This is a genomic window from Streptomyces sp. NBC_00029 (assembly GCF_045160505.1).
Classification (GTDB): domain Bacteria; phylum Actinomycetota; class Actinomycetes; order Streptomycetales; family Streptomycetaceae; genus Streptomyces.
Genome location: NZ_CP108292.1, coordinates 3,743,467 through 3,769,805, shown reverse-complemented (window position 1 = coordinate 3,769,805; position 26,339 = coordinate 3,743,467). Strand labels below are relative to the sequence as shown.

The window sequence follows — 26,339 nt, the reverse complement described above, 5'->3', positions numbered from 1 at the left end:
CGCCTCGCGGCGCTATGTCATTCCTTCCTTCACCTACGTCACGCAATGGCGCGCGACAGGAGCCAGAGGACATGCAGACCAAGCTGGACGAAGCAAAGGCCGAGCTGCTCGCACGGGCGGCCCGGGTAGCTGAGCACAGCCCGGCCGGGGGGCTACTTCCGACTGGGTCCGAGCGGGGAGAGCGTCCAGACCAGGACACAGTGCTCTCGTACCTCCAGCGCTACTACCTGCACACGGCGCCCGAGGACCTCGCGGACCGGGACCCGGTCGACGTATTCGGCGCGGCGCTCTCGCACTACCGGCTCGCCGAGAACCGGCCGCAGGGCACCGCGAACGTGCGCGTGCACACCCCCACGGTGGAGGAGAACGGCTGGACCTCCAGCCACTCCGTCGTCGAGGTGGTCACCGATGACATGCCCTTCCTCGTGGACTCGGTGACGAACGAGCTGTCCCGCCAGGGCCGCGGCATCCACGTCGTGATCCACCCGCAGGTCGTCGTACGCCGTGACGTCACCGGCAAGCTGATCGAGATCCTCGGTCCCGACTGCGACGCCCACGGCCCCCGCACCTCGCGTCCCCACGACTCCCTCGTCGAGTCCTGGATCCACGTCGAGATCGACCGCGAGACCGACCGCGCCGACCTCAAGCAGATCAACGCCGACCTGCTGCGCGTCCTGTCCGACGTACGCGAGTCCGTCGAGGACTGGGAGAAGATGCGCGACGCGGCGCTGCGCATCGCCGAGGGCCTGCCCGAGGAGCACACCGCCCCCGACCTGCGCGAGTACGAGCTCGAAGAGGCCCGTGAGCTGCTGCGCTGGCTCGCCGACGACCACTTCACCTTCCTCGGCTACCGCGAATACAACCTCGTCGACGGCGACTCCCTGGCCGCCGTGCCCGGCACCGGCCTCGGCATCCTGCGCTCCGACCCGCACCACAGCGGCAAGGACGACGGCCACCCGGTCTCGCCGTCCTTCAACCGGCTGCCGGCCGACGCCCGCGCCAAGGCCCGCGAGCACCGCCTGCTGGTGCTGACCAAGGCCAACAGCCGCTCCACCGTGCACCGCCCCTCGTACCTCGACTACGTGGGCGTGAAGAAGTTCGACGCAGACGGCAACGTCGTCGGCGAGCGCCGCTTCCTCGGCCTGTTCTCCTCCGCCGCGTACACAGAGTCCGTGCGCCGCGTCCCGGTCATCCGCCGCAAGGTCGTCGAGGTCCTCGACGGAGCCGGCTTCGCGCCGAGCAGCCACGACGGCCGCGACCTGCTGCAGATCCTCGAGACGTACCCGCGCGACGAGCTGTTCCAGACCCCGGTCGACCAGCTCCAGGCCATCGTCACCTCCGTCCTGTACCTCCAGGAACGCCGCCGGCTGCGGCTGTACCTGCGCCAGGACGAGTACGGCCGCTACTACTCCGCGCTGGTCTACCTGCCCCGAGACCGGTTCACCACCGGCGTGCGGCTGCGTCTGATGGACATCCTCCGGGAGGAGCTCGGCGGCATCAGCGTCGACTTCACCGCGTGGAACACCGAGTCGATCCTCTCCCGCATCCACTTCGTCGTCCGCGTCCCGCAGGGCACCGAGCTGCCCGCCCTGACCGACTCCGACGTCGAGCGCATCGAGGGCCGTCTCGTCGAGGCCGCCCGCTCCTGGGCCGACGGCTTCCAGGAAGCGCTGATCGCCGAATGCGGCGAGGAGCGCGCCGCCGAGCTGCTGCGCCGCTACGGCACCTCCTTCACCGAGGGCTACAAGGCCGACCACTCGCCGCGCGCGGCGGTCGCCGACCTGGTCCACCTGGAGAAGCTCGCCGCCAGCGAGCGCCGCTTCGCCCTCTCGCTGTACGAGCCCGTGGGTGCGGGCCCCGGCGAGCGCCGGTTCAAGATCTTCCGCACCGGCGACCAGGTGTCGCTCTCCGCGGTCCTGCCGGTGCTGCAGCGCCTGGGCGTCGAGGTCACCGACGAGCGCCCGTACGAGCTGCGCCGCTCCGACCGCGTCAGCGCGTGGATCTACGACTTCGGTCTGCGGATGCCCGTCTCCGGGAGCGGGGACAACTACCTCGGCGACGACGCCCGCGAGCGCTTCCAGGACGCCTTCGCCGCGGTCTGGCAGGGCGACGCCGAGAACGACAACTTCAACGCCCTCGTGCTGAGCGCCGGGCTCACCTGGCGGCAGGCCGTCGTCCTGCGCGCGTACGCCAAGTACATGCGCCAGGCCGGCTCCACCTTCAGCCAGGACTACATGGAGGACACCCTCCGCAACAACGTCCACACCACCCGGCTGCTGGTCTCGCTCTTCGAGGCCCGCATGGCGCCCGTGCGCCAGACCGCCGGCAGTGAGCTCGTGGACGCCATGCTGGAGGAGCTCGACGGGGCCCTGGACCAGGTCGCCTCACTCGACGAGGACCGCATCCTGCGGGCCTTCCTCACGCTCATCAAGGCCACGCTGCGCACGAACTTCTTCCAGCTCAACGGCGTGGGCGAGCAGCACTCGTACGTGTCGATGAAGTTCGACCCGCAGGCCATCCCGGACCTGCCGGCCCCGCGCCCGGCCTTCGAGATCTGGGTGTACTCCCCGCGCGTCGAGGGCGTCCACCTGCGCTTCGGCAAGGTCGCCCGAGGCGGCCTGCGCTGGTCCGACCGCCGTGAGGACTTCCGTACGGAGATCCTCGGCCTGGTCAAGGCGCAGATGGTCAAGAACACCGTGATCGTGCCGGTGGGCGCCAAGGGCGGCTTCGTCGCGAAGAACCTCCCCGACCCGTCGGTGGACCGCGATGCCTGGCTCGCCGAGGGCATCGCCTCGTACAAGATCTTCATCTCGGCGCTGCTCGACATCACCGACAACATGGTCGCCGGCGAGGTCCTGCCGCCCAAGGGCGTGGTCCGCCACGACGAGGACGACACCTACCTCGTCGTTGCCGCGGACAAGGGCACCGCGACCTTCTCCGACATCGCCAACGGAGTGGCCGAGTCCTACGGCTTCTGGCTCGGCGACGCCTTCGCGTCGGGCGGCTCGGCCGGCTACGACCACAAGGGCATGGGCATCACCGCCCGCGGCGCGTGGGAGTCCGTCAAGCGGCACTTCCGCGAGCTCGGCCACGACACCCAGACCGAGGACTTCACCGTCGTCGGAGTCGGTGACATGTCCGGCGACGTGTTCGGCAACGGCATGCTGCTCTCCGAGCACATCCGCCTGGTCGCCGCCTTCGACCACCGGCACATCTTCATCGACCCGAACCCGGACGCGGCCACCTCGTACGCCGAGCGCCGCCGCCTGTTCGAGCTGCCGCGCTCCTCGTGGGCCGACTACGACACCACGCTGATCTCCGCGGGCGGTGGCATCCACCCGCGTTCCGCGAAGGCCGTCCCGATCACCGCGCAGGTCCGCGAGGCCCTCGGCATCGAGGCGGGCGTCACCAAGATGACCCCGGCCGACCTGATGAAGGCGATCCTGCAGTCCCCGGTGGACCTGCTGTGGAACGGCGGCATCGGTACGTACGTCAAGGCGACGGCCGAGACGCATGCGGACGTCGGCGACAAGGCCAACGACGCCATCCGCGTCAACGGTTCCGACGTGCGGGCCAAGGTCATCGGCGAGGGCGGCAACCTGGGTCTGACCCAGCTCGGCCGGATCGAGTTCGCCCGCAGCGGCGCCGGCGGCGAGGGCGGCAAGGTCAACACCGACGCCATCGACAACAGCGCCGGCGTGGACACCTCCGACCACGAGGTGAACATCAAGATCCTGCTCAACGCGGTCGTCACCGACGGCGACATGACCGTCAAGCAGCGCAACAAGCTGCTGGCCCAGATGACCGACGAGGTCGGCCACCTGGTGCTGCGCAACAACTACGCGCAGAACACCGCGCTCGCCAACGGCGCGGCGCAGGCCCCGAGCCTGCTCCACGCGCAGCAGCGCTACATGCGCCGGCTGGAGCGGGACGGGCTGCTCGACCGGGCGCTGGAGTTCCTGCCCACCGACCGGCAGATCCGCGAGCTGCTGAGCGGCGGCAAGGGCCTGACCCAGCCGGAACTGGCCGTGCTGTTCGCCTACACCAAGATCACGGTGGCGGACGAGCTCATCGCCACCGAGCTGCCGGACGACCCGTACCTGCGCCGCCTGCTCTTCGCGTACTTCCCGGCCGCGCTGGCCGAGAAGCTCACCGAGCAGATCGACGCGCACGCGCTGCGCCGGGAGATCATCACCACCATCCTGGTCAACGACACCGTCAACACCGGTGGTTCGACCTTCCTGCACCGGCTGCGCGAGGAGAGCGGGGCCTCCACGGAGGAGATCGTCCGGGCGCAGCTCGCGGCCCGCGAGATCTTCGGCCTGGCCGACGTGTGGGACGCGGTGGAGACGCTCGACAACAAGGTCGCCGCCGACGTCCAGACCCGGGTGCGGCTGCACTCGCGGCGCCTGGTCGAGCGCGGTACCCGCTGGCTGCTGAACAACCGGCCGCAGCCGCTCCAGATCACCGAGACCATCGGCTTCTTCACGGAGCGCGTGGGTCAGGTCTGGGCCGAGCTGCCGAAGCTGGTGCGCGGCGCCGACCTGGAGTGGTACCAGTCGATCATGGACGAGCTGACGGGTGAGGGCGTCCCGGAGGAACTGGCCGCCAAGGTGGCCGGCTTCTCCTCCGCCTTCCCGGCGCTCGACATCGTGGCGATCGCGGACCGTACGGGTGTGGACCCGCTGGAGGTCGCCGAGGTGTACTACGACCTCGCCGACCGCCTGAACATCACCCAGCTGATGGACCGGATCATCGAGCTGCCGCGGTCCGACCGCTGGCAGTCGATGGCCCGTGCGTCCATCCGCGAGGACCTGTTCGCGGCGCACGCGGCCCTGACGGCCGATGTGCTGTCGGTGGGCAACGGTTCGTCGACTCCCGAGGAGCGCTTCAAGGCGTGGGAGGAGAAGAACGCGGCGATCATCGGGCGTGCGCGGACGACTCTGGACGAGATCCAGGGGTCGGACGACTTCGACCTGGCGAACCTGTCGGTGGCGATGCGGACGATGCGGTCGCTGTTGCGCGCGCACAGCTGATCGCGGGTTGTACGGAACGGGCCGGGCCCGGGACCTTGTGGTCCCGGGCCCGGCCCGTTCGTGGAGGAGCGGGGCTGGAAGGGTCAGCGGCGGGTGAAGGCGTCGTAGGCGTCGCAGACTTCCTTCGAGGGGCCGTCCATACGCAGGACGCCCGACTCCAGCCAGATCGCACGGTCGCAGGTCTCGCGGACCGTGTTGATGGCGTGGCTGACGAGGAAGACGGTGCCGGCGCGTTCGCGGAGCTCCTCGATGCGGGCCTGGCTGCGGCGCTGGAATGCGGCGTCTCCGGTGGCCAGGGCCTCGTCGATCATCAGGACGTCGTGGTCCTTGGCCGCGGCGATGGAGAAGCGCAGCCGGGCGCCCATGCCGGACGAGTACGTCCGCATGGGCAGGGAGATGAAGTCGTTCCTCTCGTTGATGCCGGAGAAGTCGACGATGTCCTGGTAGCGCTCGCGGATCTGCTGCCTGGACATGCCCATCGCGAGGCCGCCGAGGACGACGTTGCGCTCGCCGGTCAGGTCGTTCATCAGGGCGGCGTTCACACCCAGCAGGGACGGCTGGCCGTGCGAGTAGATCCGGCCGCGGGCCACGGGCTGGAGGCCGGCGATGGCGGCCAGCAGGGTGGACTTGCCCGAGCCGTTGGAGCCGATGAGGCCGATGGCCTCGCCCTTGTACGCGGTGAAGGTGACGCCCTTGACGGCGTGCACCTCCTTGATGCCGGGGGACGGCCTGCGGGAGAAGATCCGGCCGAGCGCGGCGGTGGCTCCGCCCTTGGCCGCGCCGGCGCCGTGGACCTTGTAGACGACGTGGACGCCGTCCGCGATGACGGTGGGCACCCGGGTGCCGGTGGCGCCGGTGGTGCCGGCGGTGCCGGTCTTCGTTGCGGTGTCAGCCACGGCCGTACTCCTCTTCTGCCTTCCAGAACCAGATGAAACCGCCGATGCCGGCGAGCAGGGCCCAGCCGATGGCGAGGGGCCACACGTGGGGCGGGAGCGAGTGCGCTCCGAAGCTGTCGATCAGCGCGAAGCGCATCAGGTCGATGTAGACGGCCGCGGGGTTGAACTTGAGCAGCATCAGCACCCAGTGCGGCAGGTGGTCCGTCTTGAGCATCTGGTCGATGGACCACATGACGCCCGAGGAGTACATCCAGGTGCGCAGGACGAAGGGCATCAGCTGGCTGACGTCCGGGCTCTTGCTGCCGATGCGCGCCATGACCATCGCGCAGCCCGCGGCGAAGACGGCCATCAGCACGAGGGTCGGGACGGCGAGGAACCAGGACCAGGCGGGCCGCTGGCCGAAGGCCAGCAGCAGGATGACCAGGGCGCCCATGGTGACGAGCAGCTGCTGGAAGAGCTGGACGACGGTGGAGATGGGCAGGCTCGCGCGCGGGAAGTGCAGGGCGCGGACCAGGCCGCGGTTGCTGTGCACGGCGCGGGTGCCGGCGTTGACGGAGCTGCCGATGAAGTCCCAGACGAAGATGCCGGTGATCAGGAAGGGGACGTAGTCCGGCACGCCGTTGCTGGCCTTCATCACGATGCCGAAGATGAAGTAGTAGACGGCCGCGTTGAGGAGCGGCGTCACCAGGTGCCAGAGCTGGCCGAGCTTGGCCGTGCTGTACGTGGCCTGCATGCGGGCGGTCGCGTACGCGGTCACGAAGTGGCGGCGGTCCCAGAGCTCCGCGATGTAGCGGGGGAGCGTGGGGCGGGCGCCGCTGAGGGTGAGGCCGTGGGCGGCGGCGAGTTGCGCGAGTTCCGCGGAGGGCGCGAAGGGCGCGGGCGCGGTTTCGGGTGCGGTCGCGGTGGTCACAGGGTTCGCTTTCGACGGGGTCAGTACGTCGCTTCTGAGGTCGGGACGGGTCCGTATCGTCGCTACGGCGAGGTTAGGGTGTCGTACGTCGGAACGCAACCGTATCGTCCTGACGAGACGCGGTTATGCTCTGTGCATGACCACCGACCCCGCCGCCGACTCGGCCCCCGCCCCCGCCCGCCGAGCCCCCGCCGGGGCCGCCGTCCTGCGCGCGGACGTGACCGAGGCGATCCGCGACGCAGTGGTGGAGGAGCTGGCCGCGGTCGGCTTCTCCCGGATGTCCATCGAGGGCATCGCCCGGCGGGCGGGGGTCGGCAAGACCGCGGTCTACCGGCGGTGGAAGTCGAAGCTGCACCTGGTGCTGGACCTGGTCGGGGCCTTCGCGGCGGACGGCCTGCCGGCGCCGGCGACGGGGTCGCTGTACGGGGACGTACGGGCCCTGCTGGAGGTCATGTCACACGTGCTGCGGCATCCGGTGGCCTCTGCGGTGATCCCCGACCTGCTGGTGGAAGCGGCGCGGAACCCCGACATCGCGGACGCGGTGCGCGGCGCTCTGCTCGACGGTCAGCAGCGGATGGCGCAGGGCGTCGTCGCGGATGCGGTCGCCCGGGGTGAACTCCCGGCGGACATCGGCCCGGACCGTACCCTCGACCTGCTGATCGGCCCGCTCTACTGGCGTCAGGTGGTCGTCCGCGACGCGATGACGGCCGCCCAACTGGACACCCTGGCCCGCCAGGTGGTGGCGGGCCTGAGGGCGGACGTCTCCCCGATGTGATCCAACGTCATGTCTTTGTCACGGAACCGGATGTGCAATTGCATCCGCAACGCCGATCTTGATAGGGATGGTGGGGGACGCAGTAGCTGGATCACTCGGGGGGTAAGGAATGAGTGGGGGCGCGCCGGTCGATCCGGCTGAGATACCGGTTTTCACGGGTGATCTGGCGGTGCTGGACGAGAAGGTGAAGCTGATCTCGTCGGGTGGTGCCACCGTTTCGACGAAGGCCTCGGACGTCCATACGAGTTTTGGTGGGTTGCAGGCGTTCTATCAGGCGCCGGAGGCGGATCAGCTGTTCGCGACGACGAAGCCGGTCCAGGATCTGGGGCTGAAGCTCAGTTCTGACATGTGCACGATCGCGGGTGCGCTGGGGACGTACTCGCGTGACGCGGCTCCGATCATCAAGAAGCTGGAGAGTCTGCGGGCGGAGGCGCAGGCGTTCCGGGAGAAGACGGAGAAGGAGGACAAGTGGGCTGAGGACGGCGATCTGATCGACGAGAACCTCGAGCGGCGTAACAAGGTCGCGGAGGTGTGGGAAGAGTTCCACGCGGTGGAACGGGCCGCTCACGCGAAGATCGTCGCTCTGGTCAACGGGAAGCCGTTGCGGGTGAACGACGGCTCCAACGCGGCCGACATGTACGGGTATGACGCGGAGGCGTTGAAGCAGGCGAAGTCCCTGCCGTGGGGTGACGCGGTGGAGGAGTCGATTCCCGGCTGGCAGGTCTGGGAGCATGCCTGGGAGTTCGGCAAGGGCATCGTCGTCGACGGTATCTGGGGAACCCTCAAGGGCCTGGGCGGTCTGGTCGGCCTGCAGGGCTGGGACGTGTTCAAGCAGTCCTGGACGGGCCTTGCCAAGCTCGGTACCGGTCTGGGCATCGCGATGATCCCGGGTGTGGGCCCGCTGTTCATGGCGGCTCCGGACGACAAGCTGCCCTCGTGGCTGCGTGACTCCCGTACCGCGATGAAGGAGACGGGCAAGGCGCTCCTGGCGTGGGACCAGTGGGGTTCGAACCCGGGTCGTGCGGCGGGTGCGGTCACGTTCAATGTGGTGACCACGGTGTTCACCGGTGGTGCGGGCGGTGCGGTCTCGGGTGCGGGCAAGGCGGGTGCGGTCGCCAAGACCCTGTCGTTCGCGGGCAAGGCCGGCCGGGCGATCGACCCGATGACGTACATCTTCAAGGGCGCGGGCGCCGGTTTCTCGAAGATCGGTGATGTGATGGCCGGTCTGAAGGGCATGGGCAAGATCGAGACGCCGAGCATCAACCTGGACGGCGCGATCTCCCTCCCCGAAGGCGCCGTCATGCTCCCCGACGGTGTCATCCACCTCCCGTCGGGTACCGCTGTTCCGGACGGGGCGATCAAGCTGTCCGACGGGAACATCAAACTCCCGGAGAAAACCACCACGCTCCCGCCGAACACGGTCAAACTGCCGACGCCCGACGGCACCACGAAGTTCATGGACATCGAAGGCAACATCTACAAGGCCGACGGGTCCCTCGAGCAGAGCGGCAAGAACTCCACCCAGGAGCCCTCACCGGACACCAACGCGGGCGCGGACCTGCCGCGCACCGACGCCCCGAAGACCGACTCCCCCGCCACCGTCAGGGTCCCCGAACTCGCCGGCGTCGCCGCCCGCGGCGGCGACAACCCCATCCACCTCACCTCCGACATCTCCAGCCCCGTCCACACCATCGACAACGCCGCCCACCACACAGGCGGCTTCGACAACACCCCCACCGGCCGCGCCGGCGACCACACCACCCCCGGCGGCCACGCCCACGAGCCCGCCACGGGCCCCTCCGGGAGCTACGACCCTCCGACCGGCACCAGCCGGGCCGACGGCCCGTCCACCGGCGGCCACGGTGACACCGGCTCGGGCGGTGGCGGGCACACGGACGGCCCCGAGGGCACGGGTCACACGGACGGCCCGGGCGCCGGCAGCCACCACGAACCCCCGTCCACGGGCGGTGTCCACGGCGACAGCGCCCCGTCCGGTGCCGGGGACGGGGAAGTTCCTCCGGGCCGGGACACCGGAAGCGACGGGGACGCCCCCCCGCCGGACCAGCCGGACGTCGTCACTGTCCCGCCGGAGCACTTCGCGTCGGACGGTGCGCCGTACGTGGACGAGCCCCAGGGCAAGGCCGGTGAAGCCTACGACGCGATCCGCGCCAACGAGGGCGACACGATCCGGATCGCCGAGAACACGGGCATATCCAGGGAGGTCCTCGACGGCGTGCGGCAGCACCTCTTCTTCACGGTGCACGAGCGCTTCCCCATCGGTCCGGGTCAGGTCCGCAACGGGCGGGTGGCTCCCATGGAGCACGTGGCCGAACTGTGGCAGCGGGCCGAGGCCGGCACCCTCGACGAGGCGGGGCAGGTGGCCTTCAGGCGGCTGATGGTCCATGAGGGCGTCGAGGGAGTCCTCATGGCGGAGGGCATGCCGTACCGGGGCATGAACTACGACGCCGACGGCGTCAACTGGTTCACGAAGGAGCACTACGGCGCCCACGAGGTCTCGCCGCACGAGACCCATGCGAACCCGTACGTCGCATGGCGCTCCCTGGGCATGGATCCGCCGCCCTTCGAGATCCGGCCCGACCTGTCAAACTTGGACGACCTCATCGACTACATCCGGAGGAACAAGCCGTGAGGACGGATTCTGCCCTGGCGCTCGCAGCGAGGCTCGAAAGGGCCGACTGGGTCGGCTCGTTCGACCGCACCCGGTCGCGTGTCGCGCTCATGCGTGAGTTCCTGCGGCGCTCCGCGTTGTGGGCCGGGGCGACCGGTTCCACGGAGTGGCCGTTCTTCGACATCGCCGAGCGTATCGATCCTTCGGCGCGGATCGACGACGAGTCGGTGAAGGGTGTCGCGGAGAGGATCGGTCTGCAGCAGCCGGTCGTTCTGAACACCGTCACGTGGGCCCTGAACTTCGCAGTGCTCTCGGACACCGCCCCCGTTCTCCCGGACCTGCCCTCGCCCTTCGAGCCTCTCGTGCTGATGTTCGAGCGCGGTGGAGGCTTCGGCCTCGACGGGTCCGGTCACATCGAGGTGGACATGGCGGCCATCGCCCGGGGGACCGTGGAGCAGGCGCGGGAGCGGGCGCCGCTCGACCTGGACGGGGCGGGTCTGGACGCGCTCGACGCGGGCTGAGCGGGCCGGCCGGCCGGGGGCCGTCTGCGGGCGGACCCCGGGGCGGCCGGCTTTCGGTCCGCTACGGCCACCGGCTCGATGCCAGCGGGGCCAGCATCGGTTCCGGGGCCGAAGCGGTGGCTGCGGGGGCCGACGGGGCGGGGCGGCGGTCCGCCAGGGGCACGACCGCCGGGATCGGGGCGCTCTGGCCCAGGAAGATCCGGCGCACCACCCGTTCCGCCGCGTGGCCGTCGTCGTACGAGCAGAAGCGCGCCCGGAAGGCCGCCCGCAGCTGGGCGGAGCGCGAGCCCTGCCAGTGGCCGGTGCTGAAGATGTCCACCAGCTCGTCCTCGGTCCGGGCGATCGCGCCGGGCGGGCACGACCGCAGGTCGAAGTACGTGCCCCGGGCCGCCTCGTACGCCTCCCAGTCGTCCGCGTGGATGACGATCGGGCGGTCCAGCACCGCGTAGTCGAACATCAGCGACGAGTAGTCCGTCACCAGCGCGTCCGAGGCCAGGGCCAGCTCCTCCACCGAGGGGTACGAGGAGACGTCGATCAGGCGGGGGTGCGTGTCCGGCGACGGCGGGACGTCCGCGTACGTGAGGTGGGTGCGGGCGAGGATCGTGAAGCGCGGGCCCAGGTCCCGCAGGACCCGCTCGAAGTCCAGGTGTTCCGGCCGGCTGCGCCGGTAGTCGCGGTGCGTGGGTGCGTACAGGACGGCCGTCGAACCCGCCGGAATGCCCAGGCGTTCGCGCAGCGCCAGTACCTCGGCCGGGCCCGCCCGGTGGAAGACGTCGTTGCGGGGGTAGCCGTACTCCAGCGTCGTGTAGGAGGACGGGACGGCCTTCTCCCAGACCAGGGTGGAGTGCCGGTTCGAGGACAGCAGGTAGTCCCACTGGTCGGCGCCGCGCAGCAGCCCCGCGAAGTCCGTCGTCGGGGTGGCCGCCGGACGGTCCTGGAGGTCGAGGCCGACGCGCTTGAGCGGGGTGCCGTGCTGCGTCTGGACGAGGACCTGGCCCGGCCGCTTGACCAGGGCGCGGTCGAAGTTGACGTTCGTGACCAGGTGGCCGGCCCTGGCCAGGGCGGTCCAGTACGCCGCCGAGCCCGGCCGCAGCGCCGTCGTCTCGCGGGGCAGCGTCGAGGCGTGCGCCGGGTCGCAGATCCACGCCGTGCGCATCCGCGGTGCCAGCTCCCGCAGCTTGGCCTCGATGGCCGCCGGATTGCAGGCGTAGCCGCCGTGCCAGTACGCGGAGAAGACCGCGAGCTCCGGATCCAGCGGCAGGAGCCGCTGGATCCGGTAGTGCAGCCGCATCCCGGACTCCCGCAGGCCGCGCCACAGACCCGAGGCCGCCCGGCCCAGCGCCAGTCCGGCCGAGCGCAGCGCCGACAGCAGCCGGTACGTGCGCCGGGTGCCCAGCCGCATCAGGGTGTGCCGGACCCGGTCGGTCCGCGACAGGGACAGCGGCAGCGCGCCGCTGCCGCCCGGGGCGCGGTAGCGGCGCAGCATGAGGCAGGCCCGGGCGAAGAACTCGGCCCGGGCGGCGCGCGGGAGGCGGCGCGGGTCGGCGTACAGGGTGCAGAAGTGCTCGGCCATGCGCCGGTGCAGGGCGGGCCGCCAGCGCTCCAGCTCGGGGCGGCCGGCGAGGTGTCCGAAGACCCGGTCGTACTGGTCGAAGATGTCGAGGTGGCGGCGGCTGGTGGTGGTCAGGATGGAGCCGGTGCGCCGCTGCCGGTAGTGGACGCAGACCCGGTCCAGGACGGCGACGGACTCGGCGGCCAGCAGCGCCGGGTAGGTCCAGGGGGTGTCCTCGTAGAAGCCGGGCGGGAAGACGAGGCCCTCGCGCTCCACGTACTCGCGGCGGTACGCCTTGTTCCACACCACCATCAGCATGCCGAGGAGGGCCGGGCGGTCGGCGAGGCGGAAGCTGGCCGGGCCCTCCTCGGACAGCCGGTTCGAGAGGCTGTTGCGCACCAGTTCGCCCGACCAGAAGGTGCGCGCGTAGTCGTAGACCAGGATGTCGGGGGAGCCGGTGGCTTTCAGCCGGTCGGTGATGGCCTGCAGGGCGCCGGGGGCGAGGGTGTCGTCGCCGTCGAGGAAGATCAGGTAGTCGCCGCTCGCGCGGGACAGGCCCGCGTTGCGGGCCGGCCCCAGGCCCAGGTTCTGCGCCAGGTGCACGGCCGTCACCCGGGGGTCGCGGGCCGCGTACTCGTCGATGATCGAACCGCAGGCGTCCGGCGAGGCGTCGTCGACCGCGATCAGCTCCAGGTCCGGGCACGACTGCGTCAGCACCGAGTCCAGACTCTCCTGGAGGTAGGCCTGGACCTTGTACGCGGGCACGATGACGCTGAACCGGGGCACGGCACATCCAGGGGTCGGCGCGGGCTGTTTGCCCAGGAACCCCCGGCGTGGCGATCGGGTTACGCGGTGCGTGGCATTCGGGTTACGCAGCGTCAACGGCGCACGTCACTCGGTGTGCGGAGGGCGGGTCACTTGATCGCCCCGGCCATCACCCCCGACACGAACTGCCGCTGGAAGGCGAAGAAGACGACGAGCGGGATCACCATCGACAGGAACGCGCCGGGCGCGAGCACGTCGATGTTGTTCCCGAACTGCCGTACCTGCTGCTGCAGCGCCACCGTGACCGGCGGGCTGGCCGAGTCCGCGAAGACCAGCGCGACCAGCATGTCGTTCCACACCCACAGGAACTGGAAGATGCCGAGCGAGGCGATCGCCGGCCCGCCGAGCGGCAGCACCACCCGTGTGAACAGCCGCAGTTCACCCGCACCGTCGAGGCGGGCCGCCTCCAGCAGCTCGCGCGGGATCTCCGCGAAGAAGTTGCGCAGCAGGAACACGGCGAAGGGCAGCCCGAAGGCGGTGTGGAAGAGCACCACTCCCGCCGTGGTCTCGAACAGCCCGATGGAGCCGAAGAGTTCGGAGACGGGGATCAGCGCCACCTGGACGGGGACGACGAGCAGTGCGACGACGAGGAGGAAGAGCCAGTCCCGGCCGGGGAACTCCAGCCAGGCGAAGGCGTATCCGGCGAACGAGCCCAGGGCCAGGACCAGCAGGGTGGCCGGGACGGCGATCGCGAAGGTGTTCAGGAGGGAGCCGGTGATCGTGTCGTTGGCGAGGAGGCGCTCGTAGTTGTCGGCCGTCAGGCGCGAGGGCGCGGTCAGTACCTGCCACCAGCCGCCGCTGTTGAGGTCGGTGGGGGAGAGGAAGGAGGAGAGCAGCAGTCCGAGGGTGGGCAGCAGCCAGAACATCGCCGCGACGACCAGGAAGACGCGCAGCGCACCCGCGGCCAGCCGGGCCGCGGCCCGCTCGGCGAAGGGGGCCCTCGCGGGGTCCGGCGTCATGTCGGAACGGCTCATCGGGCCCCCTCCTTGCGCAGTCGGCGGATGTTCACGAGCATCACCGGGATCACCAGCACCAACAGCAATACGGCGATGGCGCTGCCCAGCCCCGGATCGGCGTCGGTGCCGAAGGAGGTCCGGTAGAGCTGGAGCGCGAGCACGTTCGCGTCGTCCTGGACCGCTCCGGGTGCGATGACGAAGACCAGGTCGAAGATCTTCATGACGTTGATGACGAGGGTGACGAGCACGACCGCCAGGACGGGTGCCAGCAGCGGGACGGTGATCCGGCGGAACACCTGCCACTCGTTCGCCCCGTCCACGCGCGCCGCCTCCATCAGTTCGCGCGGTACGGCGGCCAGCCCGGCCCCGATCAGCACCATCGCGAAACCGGCCCACATCCATACGTACGCCCCGATCACCGCCGGGGTGACGAGCGACGGGCCGAGCCACTGCACCCCGGCGTACGCCTCCCGGAAGTTGGCGGCGGGCAGCCGCAGCTGCGCGCCGTCGGCCTTCGCGGACAGGGTGAAGGTGCCGTCGGGGCCGGCCGTCGCCGTGTCGACCACCCGGCCGTCCCTGACCGCCTCGATCCGCATCCCGGAGAAGCCCTGCTCCGTCGGGTCGACCGCGTTCGTCCGTCCGCCCCCGCCGCGGGTGAAGTCCTGCCACACCGTGCCGGTGACCTTTCCCGGTACGGCCTCGGAGGTGCCCGCGGTACGGGTGCCCTCCGGCAGGGCCTCGGGGGCCACGCCGACCAGCGGGAGCAGCACCGCAGTGCCCGCTCGGACGGGGTCGCGGGTCACGAAGGCGCCCCCGCCGGCGTCCGCCAGCGGCGAGTCCCGGCCCGGGCGGGCCTTGGGGAAGGCCGAGGACTGCGCGAAGGTGTCGTGGACCCCGACCCAGACCGCGTTGGCGACCCCGCGGTCGGGGTCGTGGTCGTAGACGAGCCGGAAGATGATGCCCGCGGCCAGCATCGAGATGGCCATCGGCATGAACACCAGCAGCTTGAACGCCGTTCCCCAGCGCACCCGTTCGGTGAGCACCGCGAAGATCAGGCCGAGGGCGGTGGCCGTGGCCGGGGCGAGCACCACCCACACCGCGGTGTTCTTCAGAGCGGTGCGGATCGTGCGGTCGGCGAGGATCTCCCGGTAGTTGTCGGCGCCGACGAACGTGCCGCCGGAGCGGTCGAAGAAGCTGCGGTAGAGGGAGTAGCCGATCGGGTGCACGACGAGCGCGCCGAGCAGCACGAGGGCCGGGAGGAGGAACGCCGCCGCGATCAGACGGCGGCGTGCCCCGGCGGAGACGCCCTTCCCCGAAGGGCCCTTCGGGGAAGGGCCCTTTGCGGCAGAGAACCGCACCGGATCAGTTCCCGTAGGCCTTGGCCGCGTCCGCCTCCAGTTTCGCCTGGGTGCCCGCCACGTCCGACGGGTTCGCCAGGAAGTCCTGCAGCGCCTTCCACTCGCCCGCGCCCGGGGTCCCGCCGAAGGCCGCCGGGGCCTGGTCCGACATGTCGAAGCGGAAGTCGTCACCCGAGGCGATCAGCGCCTTGGCGATGTTCCGCTGGATGTCGTTCGGATAGGCCGCGGGGTCCACCGCCTTGTTCGGGGAGACGAAGCCGCCCTCGCGCGCCTGGATCTCCGCCGCGTCCGCCGAGGCCAGGAAGGTCAGCAGCGCCTGCGCGCCCTTCGACGGCTTCAGCGCGACCGCCACGTCGCCGCCCGAGACCACCGGGGCCTTCGCGCCGACCGCCGGGAAGGGGAAGACGAGTGCGTCCTCGCCGACCTTCGCCTCGGTCTGCGCGATGTTCACCGCCACGAAGTCGCCCTCGAAGACCATCGCGGCCGCCGGCCGGTCACCGCCGGTGAAGGTCTGCGTCACCGACTTCGGGAACTCGGTGGACAGTGCCCCGCTCGGCCCGCCCGCCAGGAAGTCCTTGCGGCCGAACAGTTCGCCGAGCGTGGTCAGCGCCTGCTTGACGCTGTCGTCCGTCCACTTGATCCGGTGCTTGGCCAGCTGGTCGTACTTCTCCGGGCCCGCCTGGGAGAGGTAGATGTTCTCGAACCAGTCGGTGAGGGTCCAGCCGTCCGCGCCCGCCACCGACACGGCCGGGGTTCCGGAGGCGGACAGCGTGTCCGCCGCGGTGATCAGTTCCTTCCAGGTCTTCGGGGGCTTGACGCCCGCCGCCTCGAAGGCCTTCGCGTTGTACCAGATCAGCGACTTGTTGGCGGCCTTGTAGTACACGCCGTACTGGGTGCCGTCGACCGCGCCGAGCTTCTTCCAGCCCGGCGAGTAGTTGGCGTCGAGCTGGGCGGCGGCCTCCGGGCCCACCGGCTGCGCCCACTTGTTCTGCACCGCCGAGACCAGTGCGCCGACCTGCGGGAGCAGCGCCACGTCCGGCGGCGCCCCGCCCGCGATCTTCGAGCCGAGGAAGGTGACGATCGGGTCCTGCGCCGGTACGAAGGTGACGGACGCTCCCGTCCGCTTCTCGAACTCCTTGAGGACCTTGGTGAAGTTCGCCTGCTCCGGTCCCGTCCAGACCGCGGCGACCTCCAGCTTCTCGCCGGGCAGTTTCGGTAATTCCACGCGGGGGGCGGCCGTGGTTCCCGCAGGTCCCTGCGGCTCCTTCTTCCCGTCGTCCCCGCACGCGGTGAGTACGAGGGCGCCCGCCGCGGCGAGCGCCGTCCAGGTGAGTGTCGTACGGCTCGTTCCGTGCCTGCGCATGGCTGTGCCCCCGATGCCCGTGGTGTGTCCCGGACCACAAGGTCTACGCCGAGGCGTCCGCCCCCGCAATACCGCGTGAGGGGGGCTCGAGCGGGAGTCAGGGCGCGGGCGGGAACAGCACGGGTATCGCCGAGACCAGGTTCGAGGCCCGGTCCAGGGCGCTGGCCAGCAGCGCGAGGTCGGTGGGTCCGTTGCCCAGCTCACGCACCGGACGGCGGGCCGGCGGATCACCCATCCGCTCCCACTCCACCGGGACCACGGTCGGTCTCAGGGTCGCCGTCCGAGGGATCCGGCCGGTGACCCGGCCGGCCTGGAACGGGACCGTCCGGCCGTCCTCGAACCGGAGCAGGCCGCGGCCCGGTCCCGGCTGGTCGGGGGCGTCGAGCTCCACGCGCAGGGTGGCCAGCCGGGCCAGCCCGGTGTCCGCCGTACGGTCCGGGCGGGCGCTGGTGGCCACCAGGTGCACGCCGAGCCGGGCACCCTCGCGGGCCACCGCCTCCAGGGCGCGGACCACCGAGCCGGCGGCGGGGCGGCCCGTACTGCCCAGCCCCGGCGCCACCAGCGCGTCGAGGTCGTCCACGAGGACCACCAGGCGGGGCAGCGGACTGGGCCCTGCCGGGTCGGTACGGGGCGTCGCGGCGCGCAGCCGCAAGGTGCCCGTGCGCGGGGGGTCGAGGTCGCCCCGCTGCTCGCCCGGGGTGGGACGGCGGGGCGAGATCATCCGGCCGGACACCTCGCGCTGCGCGTGCCACTCGGCGAAGGACAGCTCCTCCAGCAGTTCGGAGCGGCGCTTGAGCTCCGCGCCCAGGGCCTGCGCGAATTCCCGCATGCGCAGCGGATCGGAGGCGACCAGGTGGGCGCAGACGTGCGGGAGCTCGGTGCAGGGCAGCAGCCCGTCGCCGCGCTCGCCGCCGGCCCCGTCGAGGAGGAGCAGCCCGAGCCGGTCGGGCCGGGCGGCCGCGGACAGCGACGCGGCCACCGACCGCAGCAGCTCGGTCCGCCCGCTCCCGGCGGGCCCCTCGATGAGCAGGTGCGGGCCGTCGTGGACGAGCTCGGTGCCGACCGGCCCGCGGCGCCCGCTGCCCAGCACGATCTCGGCGAGGCCGCCCACGCCCTGCCCCTGGTCGGTGGCGGCGGCCCAACGGGCCATCAGGGAGGCCGGGGTGGCGCGGGCCAGCCCCAGCTCGTCCAGCAGCCGCGCGGTGGCGGGCAGGGTGGCGGCGGCCGGCCGGTACGCCTCGGCGGAGCCGCCCTCGGCGCTGCGCAGCGGGGCCAGGGCGCGGGCGAATCGCTCGGCCCAGGCGGCGGAGACCGCGTCGGCGGTGGCGGTGCCCCCGGAGGGGACCGGCCGGCCGCCGCTGATCTCGAAGGTCCGTACGGCCGTGGCCACGTCGCCGCTGAGCAGGGCGACCGCGCCGCAGTCCCGGAAGACGGGGGTGCTCGCGCACGCGGCCTCGTACGTCTCGGCGACCGGGGAGGCGGGGGTGGCGGCCGGGGCCTCGGCCAGCGCGAGCACATGGATCCCGGCGGCCGGGCCGTGCGAGGCGAGCCGCCCGGTGACGTCGCGCAGGGGTCCGGCCCCGGGATCGCCGTCGAGGACGACGAGCGTGTACGGGCCTTCGTAGACGGCGGCGGCCCGCCGGACCTGCCCGGCGTCGGCGGCGGCCCAGTGCGTGCCGAGGGGGCACTCGTCGAGGCGCCGGATCAGCTCACCCGTACGGGCGACGGCCTGGTCGCGGTCGTAGGCGAGCAGGAGCCGGCAGTCCTGGCCGTGCGCGGGCCGCAGGTGGGGCAGCCAGCCGAGCCAGCCCCAGTCGCGCCGCCGGTCGGCGAGGCCGCGCGCCCGGTCGGCGGAGATGAGCACGATCTCCAGCTGCCCCGGCGCGTGCAGTGCGGCCGTCTGGGCGACCAGCCAGCGGGCCACCCCGGCCAGCCGGGCCCGCGGTCCGGCGAGCCCGAGGGCGCCGACGGCGGGGAGGGAGACCCGGCTTCCGGCGCCGAGGCCCAGGTCCAGCACGGGGGCGCGCCCGGCCGTACGGGACCACAGGCGCTCGGTGGGCCCCATCGCGGCCAGCAGCAGGGCGGCGGGATCGTCGGGGTCGGGTGCGGCGGCCACCGGTTCCTGCGGGGCCCCGGCCGGTTCCTCGCCGCGCACCCACTTGCGGGCCCAGGCCCCGATGCCCTTGCGCCGCCCGGCCCCGGGGCCGGAAGGCGCACCGTCGGGGCCGGCTTCGCCGGCGGCGTCCGGCGCCGGGACCGGGGCGGCGGGATCCGCCGCGGGGAGCGGGCCCGCGGCGGGCGGCGCCGACACCGCGAGGTGGCCCTGGAGATCGGGGGTGACCGGCAGCACGGACGTGCCCGCGGGCGCCAGGCGCAGCGTGGACTCGCCGACCCGCAGCAGCGCCCCGGGGGGCAGGCCCACGGGCTGCGCCCCGACCGGGGCGCCGTCCAGCGTGGTGCCGTTCGTCGAGTCCAGGTCGGCCACCGCGACCCGCCCGTCGCGGATCACCGTCACCGCGCAGTGCAGCCGGGAGACGTCGGGATCGTCCAGCGGGACGTCGGCGTCGGAGGAGCGGCCCACCCGGATCTGACCGCTGTGCAGCAGGTGCACCCCGCCCGCGTCGGGTCCGGCGACGACGTGCAGCTGGGGTGCGCCGAGGCTGTCCTCGGGCAGGACGTCCGGGACCGGGCCGTGCAGGGCCAGCACCGCGCCGTCCACGAGCGGCGGCTCACCGAGCACCCGCCGCTGGAGGTCGAGGCGTTCGGAGCCGGCGTAGAGCACGACCGTGCCCCCGGTGTCGGGCCCGCCGACGGTCGCCGCGAGCCCGGAGGCGACCGCGGCCAGCGCGGTGCCGACGGGTGCGGTGACGAGGACGTCACAGCTCGCGGGGGCGGTCGCGGTCTGGTGGCCGCTGCGCGACCCAAGGACGGTCAGCCGGATCTGCATCGCCGTCAGCGGTCCCTTCTGCGCGGTGCGCGGTGTGTGCGCCCGGCAGGGGAATCCCGTGACATGACCGTCCGGTCGCCCCCCACCCGGCACGGACGCGTCGTCCGGTCAGGTCTGCCCGGAAGGCGGGGCTCCCGTCCCGTGCCGTTCCGTACGTGTGCATCCTCGCACCTGTCGCGGACAACACGCCCGGCACCCGGCAACAAATGATCTTGATGGATCGCGGCCCGGGGCGGACCCCGGCCGGATCCGGACGCCGGGACGGGGAAAGACGGGGAAAATCGCCTCCGGCATACCCCGCAAACATCACCCTCCGTACATATGTGCGGCAACCAACCTCCGAGGACCGGCGTCTTCCCGGGGGACACCCCCTAGAGTGGGCCGGAAAACCAATCAGCAGATCGACCACAGCAGACGACAGCAGGGGAGCGCGAGACGTGCGGCCAGTCGGCAGCAAGTACCTGCTCGAGGAGCCGCTCGGGCGCGGCGCCACGGGCACTGTCTGGCGTGCACGCCAGAGGGAGGCCGCCGGCGCGGAGGCGGCCGTCGCGGGGCAGCCCGGAGAGACCGTGGCCATCAAGGTCCTCAAGGAGGAGCTGGCCCAGGATCCCGACATCGTCATGCGCTTCCTGCGGGAGCGCTCGGTCCTGCTGCGCCTGACCCACCCCAACATCGTCCGCACCCGCGACCTCGTCGTCGAGGGTGATCTGCTGGCCCTGGTCATGGACCTGATCGACGGCCCGGACCTGCACCGGTACCTCCGGGAGAACGGCCCCTTCACGCCCGTCGCCGCGAGCCTGCTGACGGCCCAGATCGCCGACGCCCTCGCCGCCAGCCACGCCGACGGAGTGGTCCACCGCGACCTGAAGCCGGCCAACGTGCTGCTCGACGAGCGCGGCGGACAGATGAAGCCGATGCTCACCGACTTCGGCATCGCCCGCCTCGCGGACTCCCCGGGCCTGACCCGCACCCACGAGTTCGTCGGCACCCCGGCCTACGTCGCCCCCGAGTCCGCCGAGGGCCGCCCGCAGACCTCCGCCGTCGACATCTACGGCGCCGGCATCCTCCTCTACGAGCTGCTCACCGGCCGCCCGCCCTTCGCCGGCGGCACCGCGCTCGAAGTGCTCCACCGCCACCTCAGCGAGGACCCCCAGCGGCCCTCGACCGTGCCCGAGCCGCTGTGGACGGTCATCGAGCGCTGCCTGCGCAAGGAGCCGAACGAGCGCCCCAGCTCGCAGAGCCTGGCCCGCGCCCTGCGCGTGGTGGCCGCCGGCATCGGCGTGCACTCCTCCGCCGCCGAGGTCGAGGCCGCGCTCGGTGTGGGCGCGCTGCTCGCGCCCGACCCCTCGCCGGCGCCGGTCCCCGAGACCCCGGGCGCCGCGGACCCCACCCAGATGCTTCCCGGCGCGGGCCCGCTGGCCGGCGCGTACGACCCGAACGGCATGACGAGCGTCCTGCCGCCGGTCGGTGCGGCCGACGCCACCTCGGTGCTGCCGAGCACGGGGGCCCCCGGGGCCGACCCCACCTCGGTCATGCCCCCGGTCCAGCGCCCCGACCAGCCGCATCCGTGGCAGTCGCAGATGCAGGCCGCCCGTGACCGCAACGAGCAGACGCAGATCCAGTACCTCGACCCGAACGAGGACCCCCTGCGCCGCCGCCCGCAGCGACAGGCGCCCCCGCCGCCGCAGCACCGGCCCCAGCAGCAGCAGCCGTACCGGCAGGGTCCGCCGCCCCAGCAGCAGCAGTACCAGCAGCCGCAGCAGCCCCAGTACCGCCAGCCGCAGCAGCCGCCCCAGCAGCAGTACGCGCCTCAGCCGCCGCCGCAGCACTACCAGCCGCAGCAGCACCAGCCCCAGCCGTACCAGCAGCAGCCCCAGCAGCAGCCCCAGTACCGCCAGCCCCAGCAGCAGCCCCCGCAGGCCCCGCCGCAGCAGCGGCCCGCCCCTCGCGAGCCGCGCGAGCCGCGCCGCCGCAGCGCCAATCCGGTGCGGATCCCCGGCCTCGGCTGCCTCAAGGGCTGCCTGGTGCTGATCCTGGTGTTCTTCGTCGCGGGCTGGCTGGTCTGGGAGCTCACCCCGCTCCAGGGGTGGATCGGCACCGGCCGCGGCTGGTGGGACCAGGTGTGGACCTGGGGCTCCGACGCCGTCGACTGGGTCAGCACGATCGGGGACTCGGCCGGCTCCTCGGGCTCCTCCACGCCCTGAGGAGAGCCCGCGTAGCGCCGACTTCGTGGATTTGTCGACTTCTGGGACGTGATTTCACGCGCAGAAGTGAAGGTCGCCGCGAATCGGGCCCCCTGCTGGCCTCCAAGGCCCACCCGGCCGCGTAGCCTCGGTGCGGTACGCCAGCCGCTGAGGGAGCAGTCGTGGCACGGAAGATCGGCAGCCGGTACACCGCGCACCAGATCCTGGGGCGTGGCAGCGCGGGCACGGTGTGGCTGGGCGAGGGGCCTGACGGGCCCGTCGCCGTCAAACTGCTGCGCGAGGACCTCGCGTCCGACCAGGAACTCGTCGGACGGTTCGTCCAGGAGCGCAGCGCGCTGCTCGGCCTGGACCATCCGCACGTCGTGTCCGTCCGCGACCTCGTCGTGGACGGCAACGACCTCGCCCTCGTCATGGACCTCGTCCGCGGTACGGACCTGCGCACGCGCCTCGACCGCGAGCGGCGGCTCGCCCCGGAGGCGGCCGTCGCCATCGTCGCGGACGTCGCCGACGCGCTGGCCGCGGCGCACGCGGCGGGGGTCGTCCACCGGGACGTCAAGCCGGAGAACGTCCTGCTGGACATGCAGGGCCCGCTCGGCCCCGGCGGCTCGCACCCGGCGCTGCTCACCGACTTCGGCGTGGCCAAGCTGATCGACTCCCCGCGGCGGGCCTCCGCCGGCCGGGTCTCGGCCCCGACGACCCGGATCATCGGCACCCCGGACTACCTGGCGCCGGAGATCGTGGAGGGCCTCCCTCCGCGCGCAGCGGTGGACATATATGCCCTGGCCACCGTGCTGTACGAGCTGCTGGCCGGGTTCACCCCCTTCGGCGGGGGCCACCCTGGCGCGGTCCTGCGGCGGCACGTGACCGAGACGGTCGTCCCGCTGCCCGGGATCCCCGACGAGCTGTGGCAGCTCATCGTGCAGTGCCTGGCCAAGGCCCCGGCCTCACGGCTGCGGGCCTCGGAGCTGTCGGTCCGGCTGCGGGACCTGCTGCCGATGCTGGCCGGGATGCCGCCGCTGGACGTGGACGAGCCGGACGACGCGGATCCGGACCCCGAGCCCTCGGAGGAACCGGCGGCCGACCCGGTCCGGCGGCGGGGCGTGGTCCCGCTGGTGCCGGGGTCGGCGACCGACTCCAACCGGGACACCCACACCTCGATGCGGGTGCCCGGGCCGGACGAGCTGGCGGGCGGGGCCCTGGGCACCGCCCGCGTACCCCGTCCGGCGGGCGGCCACCGGCCGGGCTCCGCCCGCCACCGCGCGGAGGCCGCGCGCAAGCGCCGGCTGGTCCTGTCCGTATCGGCCCTGGCGCTGGCCGCGGCGGTCGGCCTGGGCACGTGGCTGGCCGTCTCGGGCGACGACCCGGCCCCCCGGCAGGACAACAAGCAGTCGACCCCGCGGGTCCCGTAGGGGCGTGCGACGCCGGGGCCGGGGGCGCCGCCCCCGGCCTCCCGCGCCCCGCGCCCCGATCGCCGATCGCCGACGCGTGCGGAACGCCGCTACGCCGCGACGAGTTCCGGGTGCCAGCGCCGCGCCACCGCCGGGTGGGCGCGCACCCAGCCCTTCAGTTCGTTGCGGCCGTACTCGGCGTGCAGCGGATTCGTCTCGTCGTGCGCGACACCCGGGGCGGAGCGCAGGTAGTCCCCCGGGACGGTGTCGATCACCGCGTCCAGCCGCGGGTTGTAGAAGAACGGCACCGAGTACCGCTCCACCGCGCCCGGCGGGCTGACCACCCGGTGGTCCGTCGCCGTCAGATAGCCCTCCGTCGCGATCTCCAGCAGCTCGCCCAGGTTCACCACGAACGCCCCCGGCATCGGCGGCACGTCCAGGTAGCCGCCGTCCCGGACCACCTGGAGGCCGCCCACCGAGTCCTGGAGCAGGAGCGTCAGGAACCCGTAGTCCTTGTGCGCGCCGACCCCCTGGTCGGCGCCGGAGGGGGCCGATCCGGGGTAGCGGATCAGCTTGGTGTGCAGGTGCGGGCGGTCAGCGAAGGCGGCGTCGAAGAAGTCCGCCGGGGCGCCGATCGCCACGAGGAGTTCCCGGAGCAGGCGGTGGGCGACCGCCGCGAGCCTGGACTGCCAGTCCAGGACCACCGTACGGAGCTCCGGGAGCGCCGGGGGCCACTGGTTCGGGCCCTCCAGCCACAGGTACGCCGGGTCGTCCGGCCCCACGGCCGGCGCCGGGCGTTCCGCGCCGACGTCCAGCTGGTCCCGCCAGTCGGAGGCCCCGCCGGTCAGCTCGTGGCCGATGCGGGTGTAGCCGCGGAAGTGCGGGGAGTTCAGGTTGCTGACGGCGAGCCGGTCGTCCTCCGGGAGGGCGAAGAAGGCCTTGGTCAGATCGAGGATGCGGGCGCTCTCGGCGGCGGTGACGCCGTGCCCGGTCAGGTGCAGGAAACCGGAGTCCCTGGCGGCTGCGTGCAGCTTCTTCAGGAAGTCGGCCCGCTGGGCCGGGTCGTCGGCCTGGGAGAGGTCCAGGACCGGGAGAGTGTGCGCGGACGGCATGACGGCTCCGTTTCGGGATGTCACGGGGTCCTGTTCCCCAGAGGTGGCGGGGGCCGCGGGGCGGGGGAGGGTCGCCGACAGGGGTGGTGCCGGGACCGCGGGAGCCGCGCGTACAGGACCAAGTCGGATCGGGGTGGATCAGGCTTGTGAACGGTCCGGCGGCAGACAGCTCGTCGTCGTGACACGCATGTTGCCCACATGGCGGCGCTTGACGAGGAGAACGGTCATACCGTGAGCGTACGCCCGTACGACCTCTCATCAGTACGGGTGATCCGGCCTGCCCGGACGGCGTTGTCCGGGGACCGGCTACGCTGGACCCGTGGCAGTCGTCGATGTTTCCGAAGAGCTGAAGTCCCTCTCCTCGACCATGGGGTCGATCGAGGCCGTCCTGGACCTCGACAAGCTGAGGGCAGATATCGCCGTGCTCGAGGAGCAGGCCGCCGCGCCGTCCCTGTGGGACGACCCGGAGGCCGCTCAGAAGATCACGAGCAAGCTTTCGCACCTCCAGGCCGAGGTCCGCAAGACCGAGACCCTGCGCGGGCGCATCGATGACCTCGCGGTCCTCTTCGAGCTCGCCCAGGAGATGGACGACGCGGACACCCTCGCGGAGGCCGAGACCGAGCTGGTCTCCGTCCGCAAGGCGCTGGACGAGATGGAGGTCCGGACCCTGCTCTCCGGCGAGTACGCCGAGCGCGAGGCCCTGGTCAACATCCGCGCCGAGGCCGGCGGCGTCGACGCCTCCGACTTCGCCGAGCGCCTCCAGCGCATGTACCTGCGCTGGGCCGAGCGGCACGGCTACTCCACCGAGATCTACGAGACCTCGTACGCGGAAGAGGCCGGCATCAAGTCGACCACCTTCGTCGTCAAGGCCCCGTACGCCTACGGCACGCTCTCCGTCGAGCAGGGCACCCACCGCCTCGTGCGCATCTCGCCCTTCGACAACCAGGGCCGCCGCCAGACCTCCTTCGCGGGCGTCGAGGTGCTCCCGGTCGTCGAGACCAGCGACCACGTCGAGATCGACGAGACCGAGCTGCGCGTCGACGTGTACCGCGCCTCCGGCCCCGGCGGCCAGGGCGTCAACACCACCGACTCGGCGGTCCGCATCACGCACCTGCCGACCGGCATCGTCGTCTCCTGCCAGAACGAGCGCTCGCAGATCCAGAACAAGGCCAGCGCGATGAACGTCCTCCAGGCCAAGCTGCTCGAGCGGCGCCGCCAGGAGGAGAAGGACAAGATGGACGCCCTCAAGGACGGCGGCAGCTCCTGGGGCAACCAGATGCGCTCCTACGTCCTGCACCCGTACCAGATGGTCAAGGACCTGAGGACGGAGTTCGAGGTCGGCAACCCGCAGGCGGTCCTCGACGGCGAGATCGACGGCTTCCTGGAGGCCGGAATCCGCTGGCGCAAGCAGCAGGAGCAGACCGCGTAGCCACCGGCACGCGCGCACGCAAGCGGAAGGGCCCGGACACCAGGTGTCCGGGCCCTTCTCGCGCGTGTGTGATCGGTACGCGGCACGAACACCGCGTGCACCGCGACCGGGCGGTCCGGGCGGCTCAGACCTGAGCCGTCAGCACCAGAACTGCCACGAGGACCACCATGAGCACGACGATGGCCATGGGGTCCAGACCGGAGAAGGGGCCCTCCTGCTGGAGGCGCTCCCGGTTCGCCCGGCACACCGGGCAGCGGCCCTGGCTGACGGGTGCGGCGCAGTTCGCGCACACGAGCCGGTCATATGTCATGCGCTCCTCCTCTCGTCCCCTAGGGCTTCTCGTGTCCTATAACGGCGTGGGGAACCGGAGCGTTCCCCCTACCACTGTGCCAGCTTCGTCGACATTCGGCGCGGCCCGTCCGGGCAATCACGGTCCGT

The 26,339-nt window shown here is 72.1% G+C and carries 16 protein-coding genes; 7 read left to right on the top strand and 9 right to left on the bottom strand.

The window, feature by feature from the left end:
- The first annotated feature begins 71 nt into the window (after positions 1-71).
- A complete protein-coding gene (locus OG753_RS17730; RefSeq protein WP_405789130.1) occupies positions 72-5,036 on the top strand; it encodes an NAD-glutamate dehydrogenase in 4,965 nt (1,654 codons plus the stop codon).
- A gap of 83 nt (positions 5,037-5,119) precedes the next feature.
- On the opposite strand, the gene OG753_RS17725 is transcribed toward OG753_RS17730, so the two are convergent.
- A complete protein-coding gene (locus OG753_RS17725; RefSeq protein WP_405789129.1) occupies positions 5,120-5,932 on the bottom strand; it encodes an ABC transporter ATP-binding protein in 813 nt (270 codons plus the stop codon).
- Positions 5,925-6,842, bottom strand: coding sequence for an ABC transporter permease (locus tag OG753_RS17720; RefSeq protein WP_405789128.1), 918 nt, complete (start codon positions 6,840-6,842; stop codon positions 5,925-5,927). Before OG753_RS17720 ends, OG753_RS17725 begins: the two co-directional genes overlap by 8 nt.
- A 136-nt stretch (positions 6,843-6,978) precedes the next feature.
- Between OG753_RS17720 and OG753_RS17715 the strand changes: the two genes are divergently transcribed.
- From OG753_RS17715 to OG753_RS17705, 3 genes are all read left to right on the top strand, one after another.
- A complete protein-coding gene (locus tag OG753_RS17715; protein ID WP_327262738.1) occupies positions 6,979-7,617 on the top strand; it encodes a TetR/AcrR family transcriptional regulator in 639 nt (212 codons plus the stop codon).
- 169 nt (positions 7,618-7,786) lie between these two features.
- Complete coding sequence (locus tag OG753_RS17710; RefSeq protein WP_405789126.1) at positions 7,787-10,267, top strand: hypothetical protein; 2,481 nt, start codon at positions 7,787-7,789, stop codon at positions 10,265-10,267.
- Positions 10,264-10,767, top strand: a complete 504-nt coding sequence (locus OG753_RS17705) for a hypothetical protein (RefSeq protein WP_327262736.1) — start codon at positions 10,264-10,266, stop codon at positions 10,765-10,767. The genes OG753_RS17710 and OG753_RS17705 overlap by 4 nt, the downstream gene beginning before the upstream one ends.
- 61 nt (positions 10,768-10,828) lie before the next feature.
- Here the strand turns inward: OG753_RS17705 and OG753_RS17700 are convergent, their stop codons facing one another.
- From OG753_RS17700 to OG753_RS17680, 5 genes are all read right to left on the bottom strand, one after another.
- A complete protein-coding gene (locus tag OG753_RS17700) occupies positions 10,829-13,105 on the bottom strand; it encodes a CDP-glycerol glycerophosphotransferase family protein (RefSeq protein ID WP_405789124.1) in 2,277 nt (758 codons plus the stop codon).
- A 128-nt stretch (positions 13,106-13,233) separates the two neighbouring features.
- Positions 13,234-14,118 (bottom strand): carbohydrate ABC transporter permease, encoded by an 885-nt coding sequence (locus OG753_RS17695; protein ID WP_327262734.1) that lies wholly within the window; start codon positions 14,116-14,118, stop codon positions 13,234-13,236.
- Complete coding sequence (locus OG753_RS17690) at positions 14,115-15,458, bottom strand: carbohydrate ABC transporter permease (RefSeq protein WP_405789122.1); 1,344 nt, start codon at positions 15,456-15,458, stop codon at positions 14,115-14,117. Before OG753_RS17690 ends, OG753_RS17695 begins: the two co-directional genes overlap by 4 nt.
- 4 nt (positions 15,459-15,462) lie before the next feature.
- Positions 15,463-16,821, bottom strand: a complete 1,359-nt coding sequence (locus OG753_RS17685) for an ABC transporter substrate-binding protein (protein ID WP_327262733.1) — start codon at positions 16,819-16,821, stop codon at positions 15,463-15,465.
- A gap of 97 nt (positions 16,822-16,918) precedes the next feature.
- Positions 16,919-19,768, bottom strand: a complete 2,850-nt coding sequence (locus OG753_RS17680; protein WP_405789121.1) for an FHA domain-containing protein — start codon at positions 19,766-19,768, stop codon at positions 16,919-16,921.
- Between the two features lie 437 nt (positions 19,769-20,205).
- Between OG753_RS17680 and OG753_RS17675 the strand changes: the two genes are divergently transcribed.
- Both OG753_RS17675 and OG753_RS17670 read left to right on the top strand, forming a co-directional pair.
- The gene (locus OG753_RS17675) at positions 20,206-21,972 is read left to right on the top strand and encodes a protein kinase domain-containing protein (RefSeq protein ID WP_405789120.1); all 1,767 of its coding nucleotides are present in this window, start codon (positions 20,206-20,208) and stop codon (positions 21,970-21,972) included.
- 161 nt (positions 21,973-22,133) lie between these two features.
- Positions 22,134-23,381 carry a serine/threonine-protein kinase gene (locus OG753_RS17670; protein ID WP_327262730.1) on the top strand — a complete coding sequence of 416 codons (1,248 nt, stop codon included), beginning with the start codon at positions 22,134-22,136 and terminating at the stop codon, positions 23,379-23,381.
- Positions 23,382-23,470: 89 nt separating this feature from the next.
- Here the strand turns inward: OG753_RS17670 and OG753_RS17665 are convergent, their stop codons facing one another.
- Positions 23,471-24,472, bottom strand: a complete 1,002-nt coding sequence (locus OG753_RS17665) for an isopenicillin N synthase family dioxygenase (protein ID WP_383204320.1) — start codon at positions 24,470-24,472, stop codon at positions 23,471-23,473.
- A gap of 319 nt (positions 24,473-24,791) precedes the next feature.
- On the opposite strand from OG753_RS17665, the gene prfB reads away from it, so the two are divergent.
- A complete protein-coding gene (gene prfB, locus OG753_RS17660) occupies positions 24,792-25,901 on the top strand; it encodes a peptide chain release factor 2 (protein ID WP_327262728.1) in 1,110 nt (369 codons plus the stop codon).
- Positions 25,902-26,025: 124 nt separating this feature from the next.
- Here the strand turns inward: prfB and OG753_RS17655 are convergent, their stop codons facing one another.
- Positions 26,026-26,211 (bottom strand): hypothetical protein, encoded by a 186-nt coding sequence (locus OG753_RS17655; protein ID WP_327262727.1) that lies wholly within the window; start codon positions 26,209-26,211, stop codon positions 26,026-26,028.
- Positions 26,212-26,339 lie beyond the last annotated feature (128 nt).

Coding starts and splice junctions, on each gene's coding strand:
- OG753_RS17730 (WP_405789130.1), top strand. CDS start 72: ATGCAGACCAAGCTGGACGAAGCAAAGGCCGAGCTGCTCGCACGGGCG.
- OG753_RS17715 (WP_327262738.1), top strand. CDS start 6,979: ATGACCACCGACCCCGCCGCCGACTCGGCCCCCGCCCCCGCCCGCCGA.
- OG753_RS17695 (WP_327262734.1), bottom strand. CDS start 14,118: ATGAGCCGTTCCGACATGACGCCGGACCCCGCGAGGGCCCCCTTCGCC.
- OG753_RS17685 (WP_327262733.1), bottom strand. CDS start 16,821: ATGCGCAGGCACGGAACGAGCCGTACGACACTCACCTGGACGGCGCTC.
- OG753_RS17680 (WP_405789121.1), bottom strand. CDS start 19,768: ATGCAGATCCGGCTGACCGTCCTTGGGTCGCGCAGCGGCCACCAGACC.
- OG753_RS17665 (WP_383204320.1), bottom strand. CDS start 24,472: ATGCCGTCCGCGCACACTCTCCCGGTCCTGGACCTCTCCCAGGCCGAC.
- OG753_RS17655 (WP_327262727.1), bottom strand. CDS start 26,211: ATGACATATGACCGGCTCGTGTGCGCGAACTGCGCCGCACCCGTCAGC.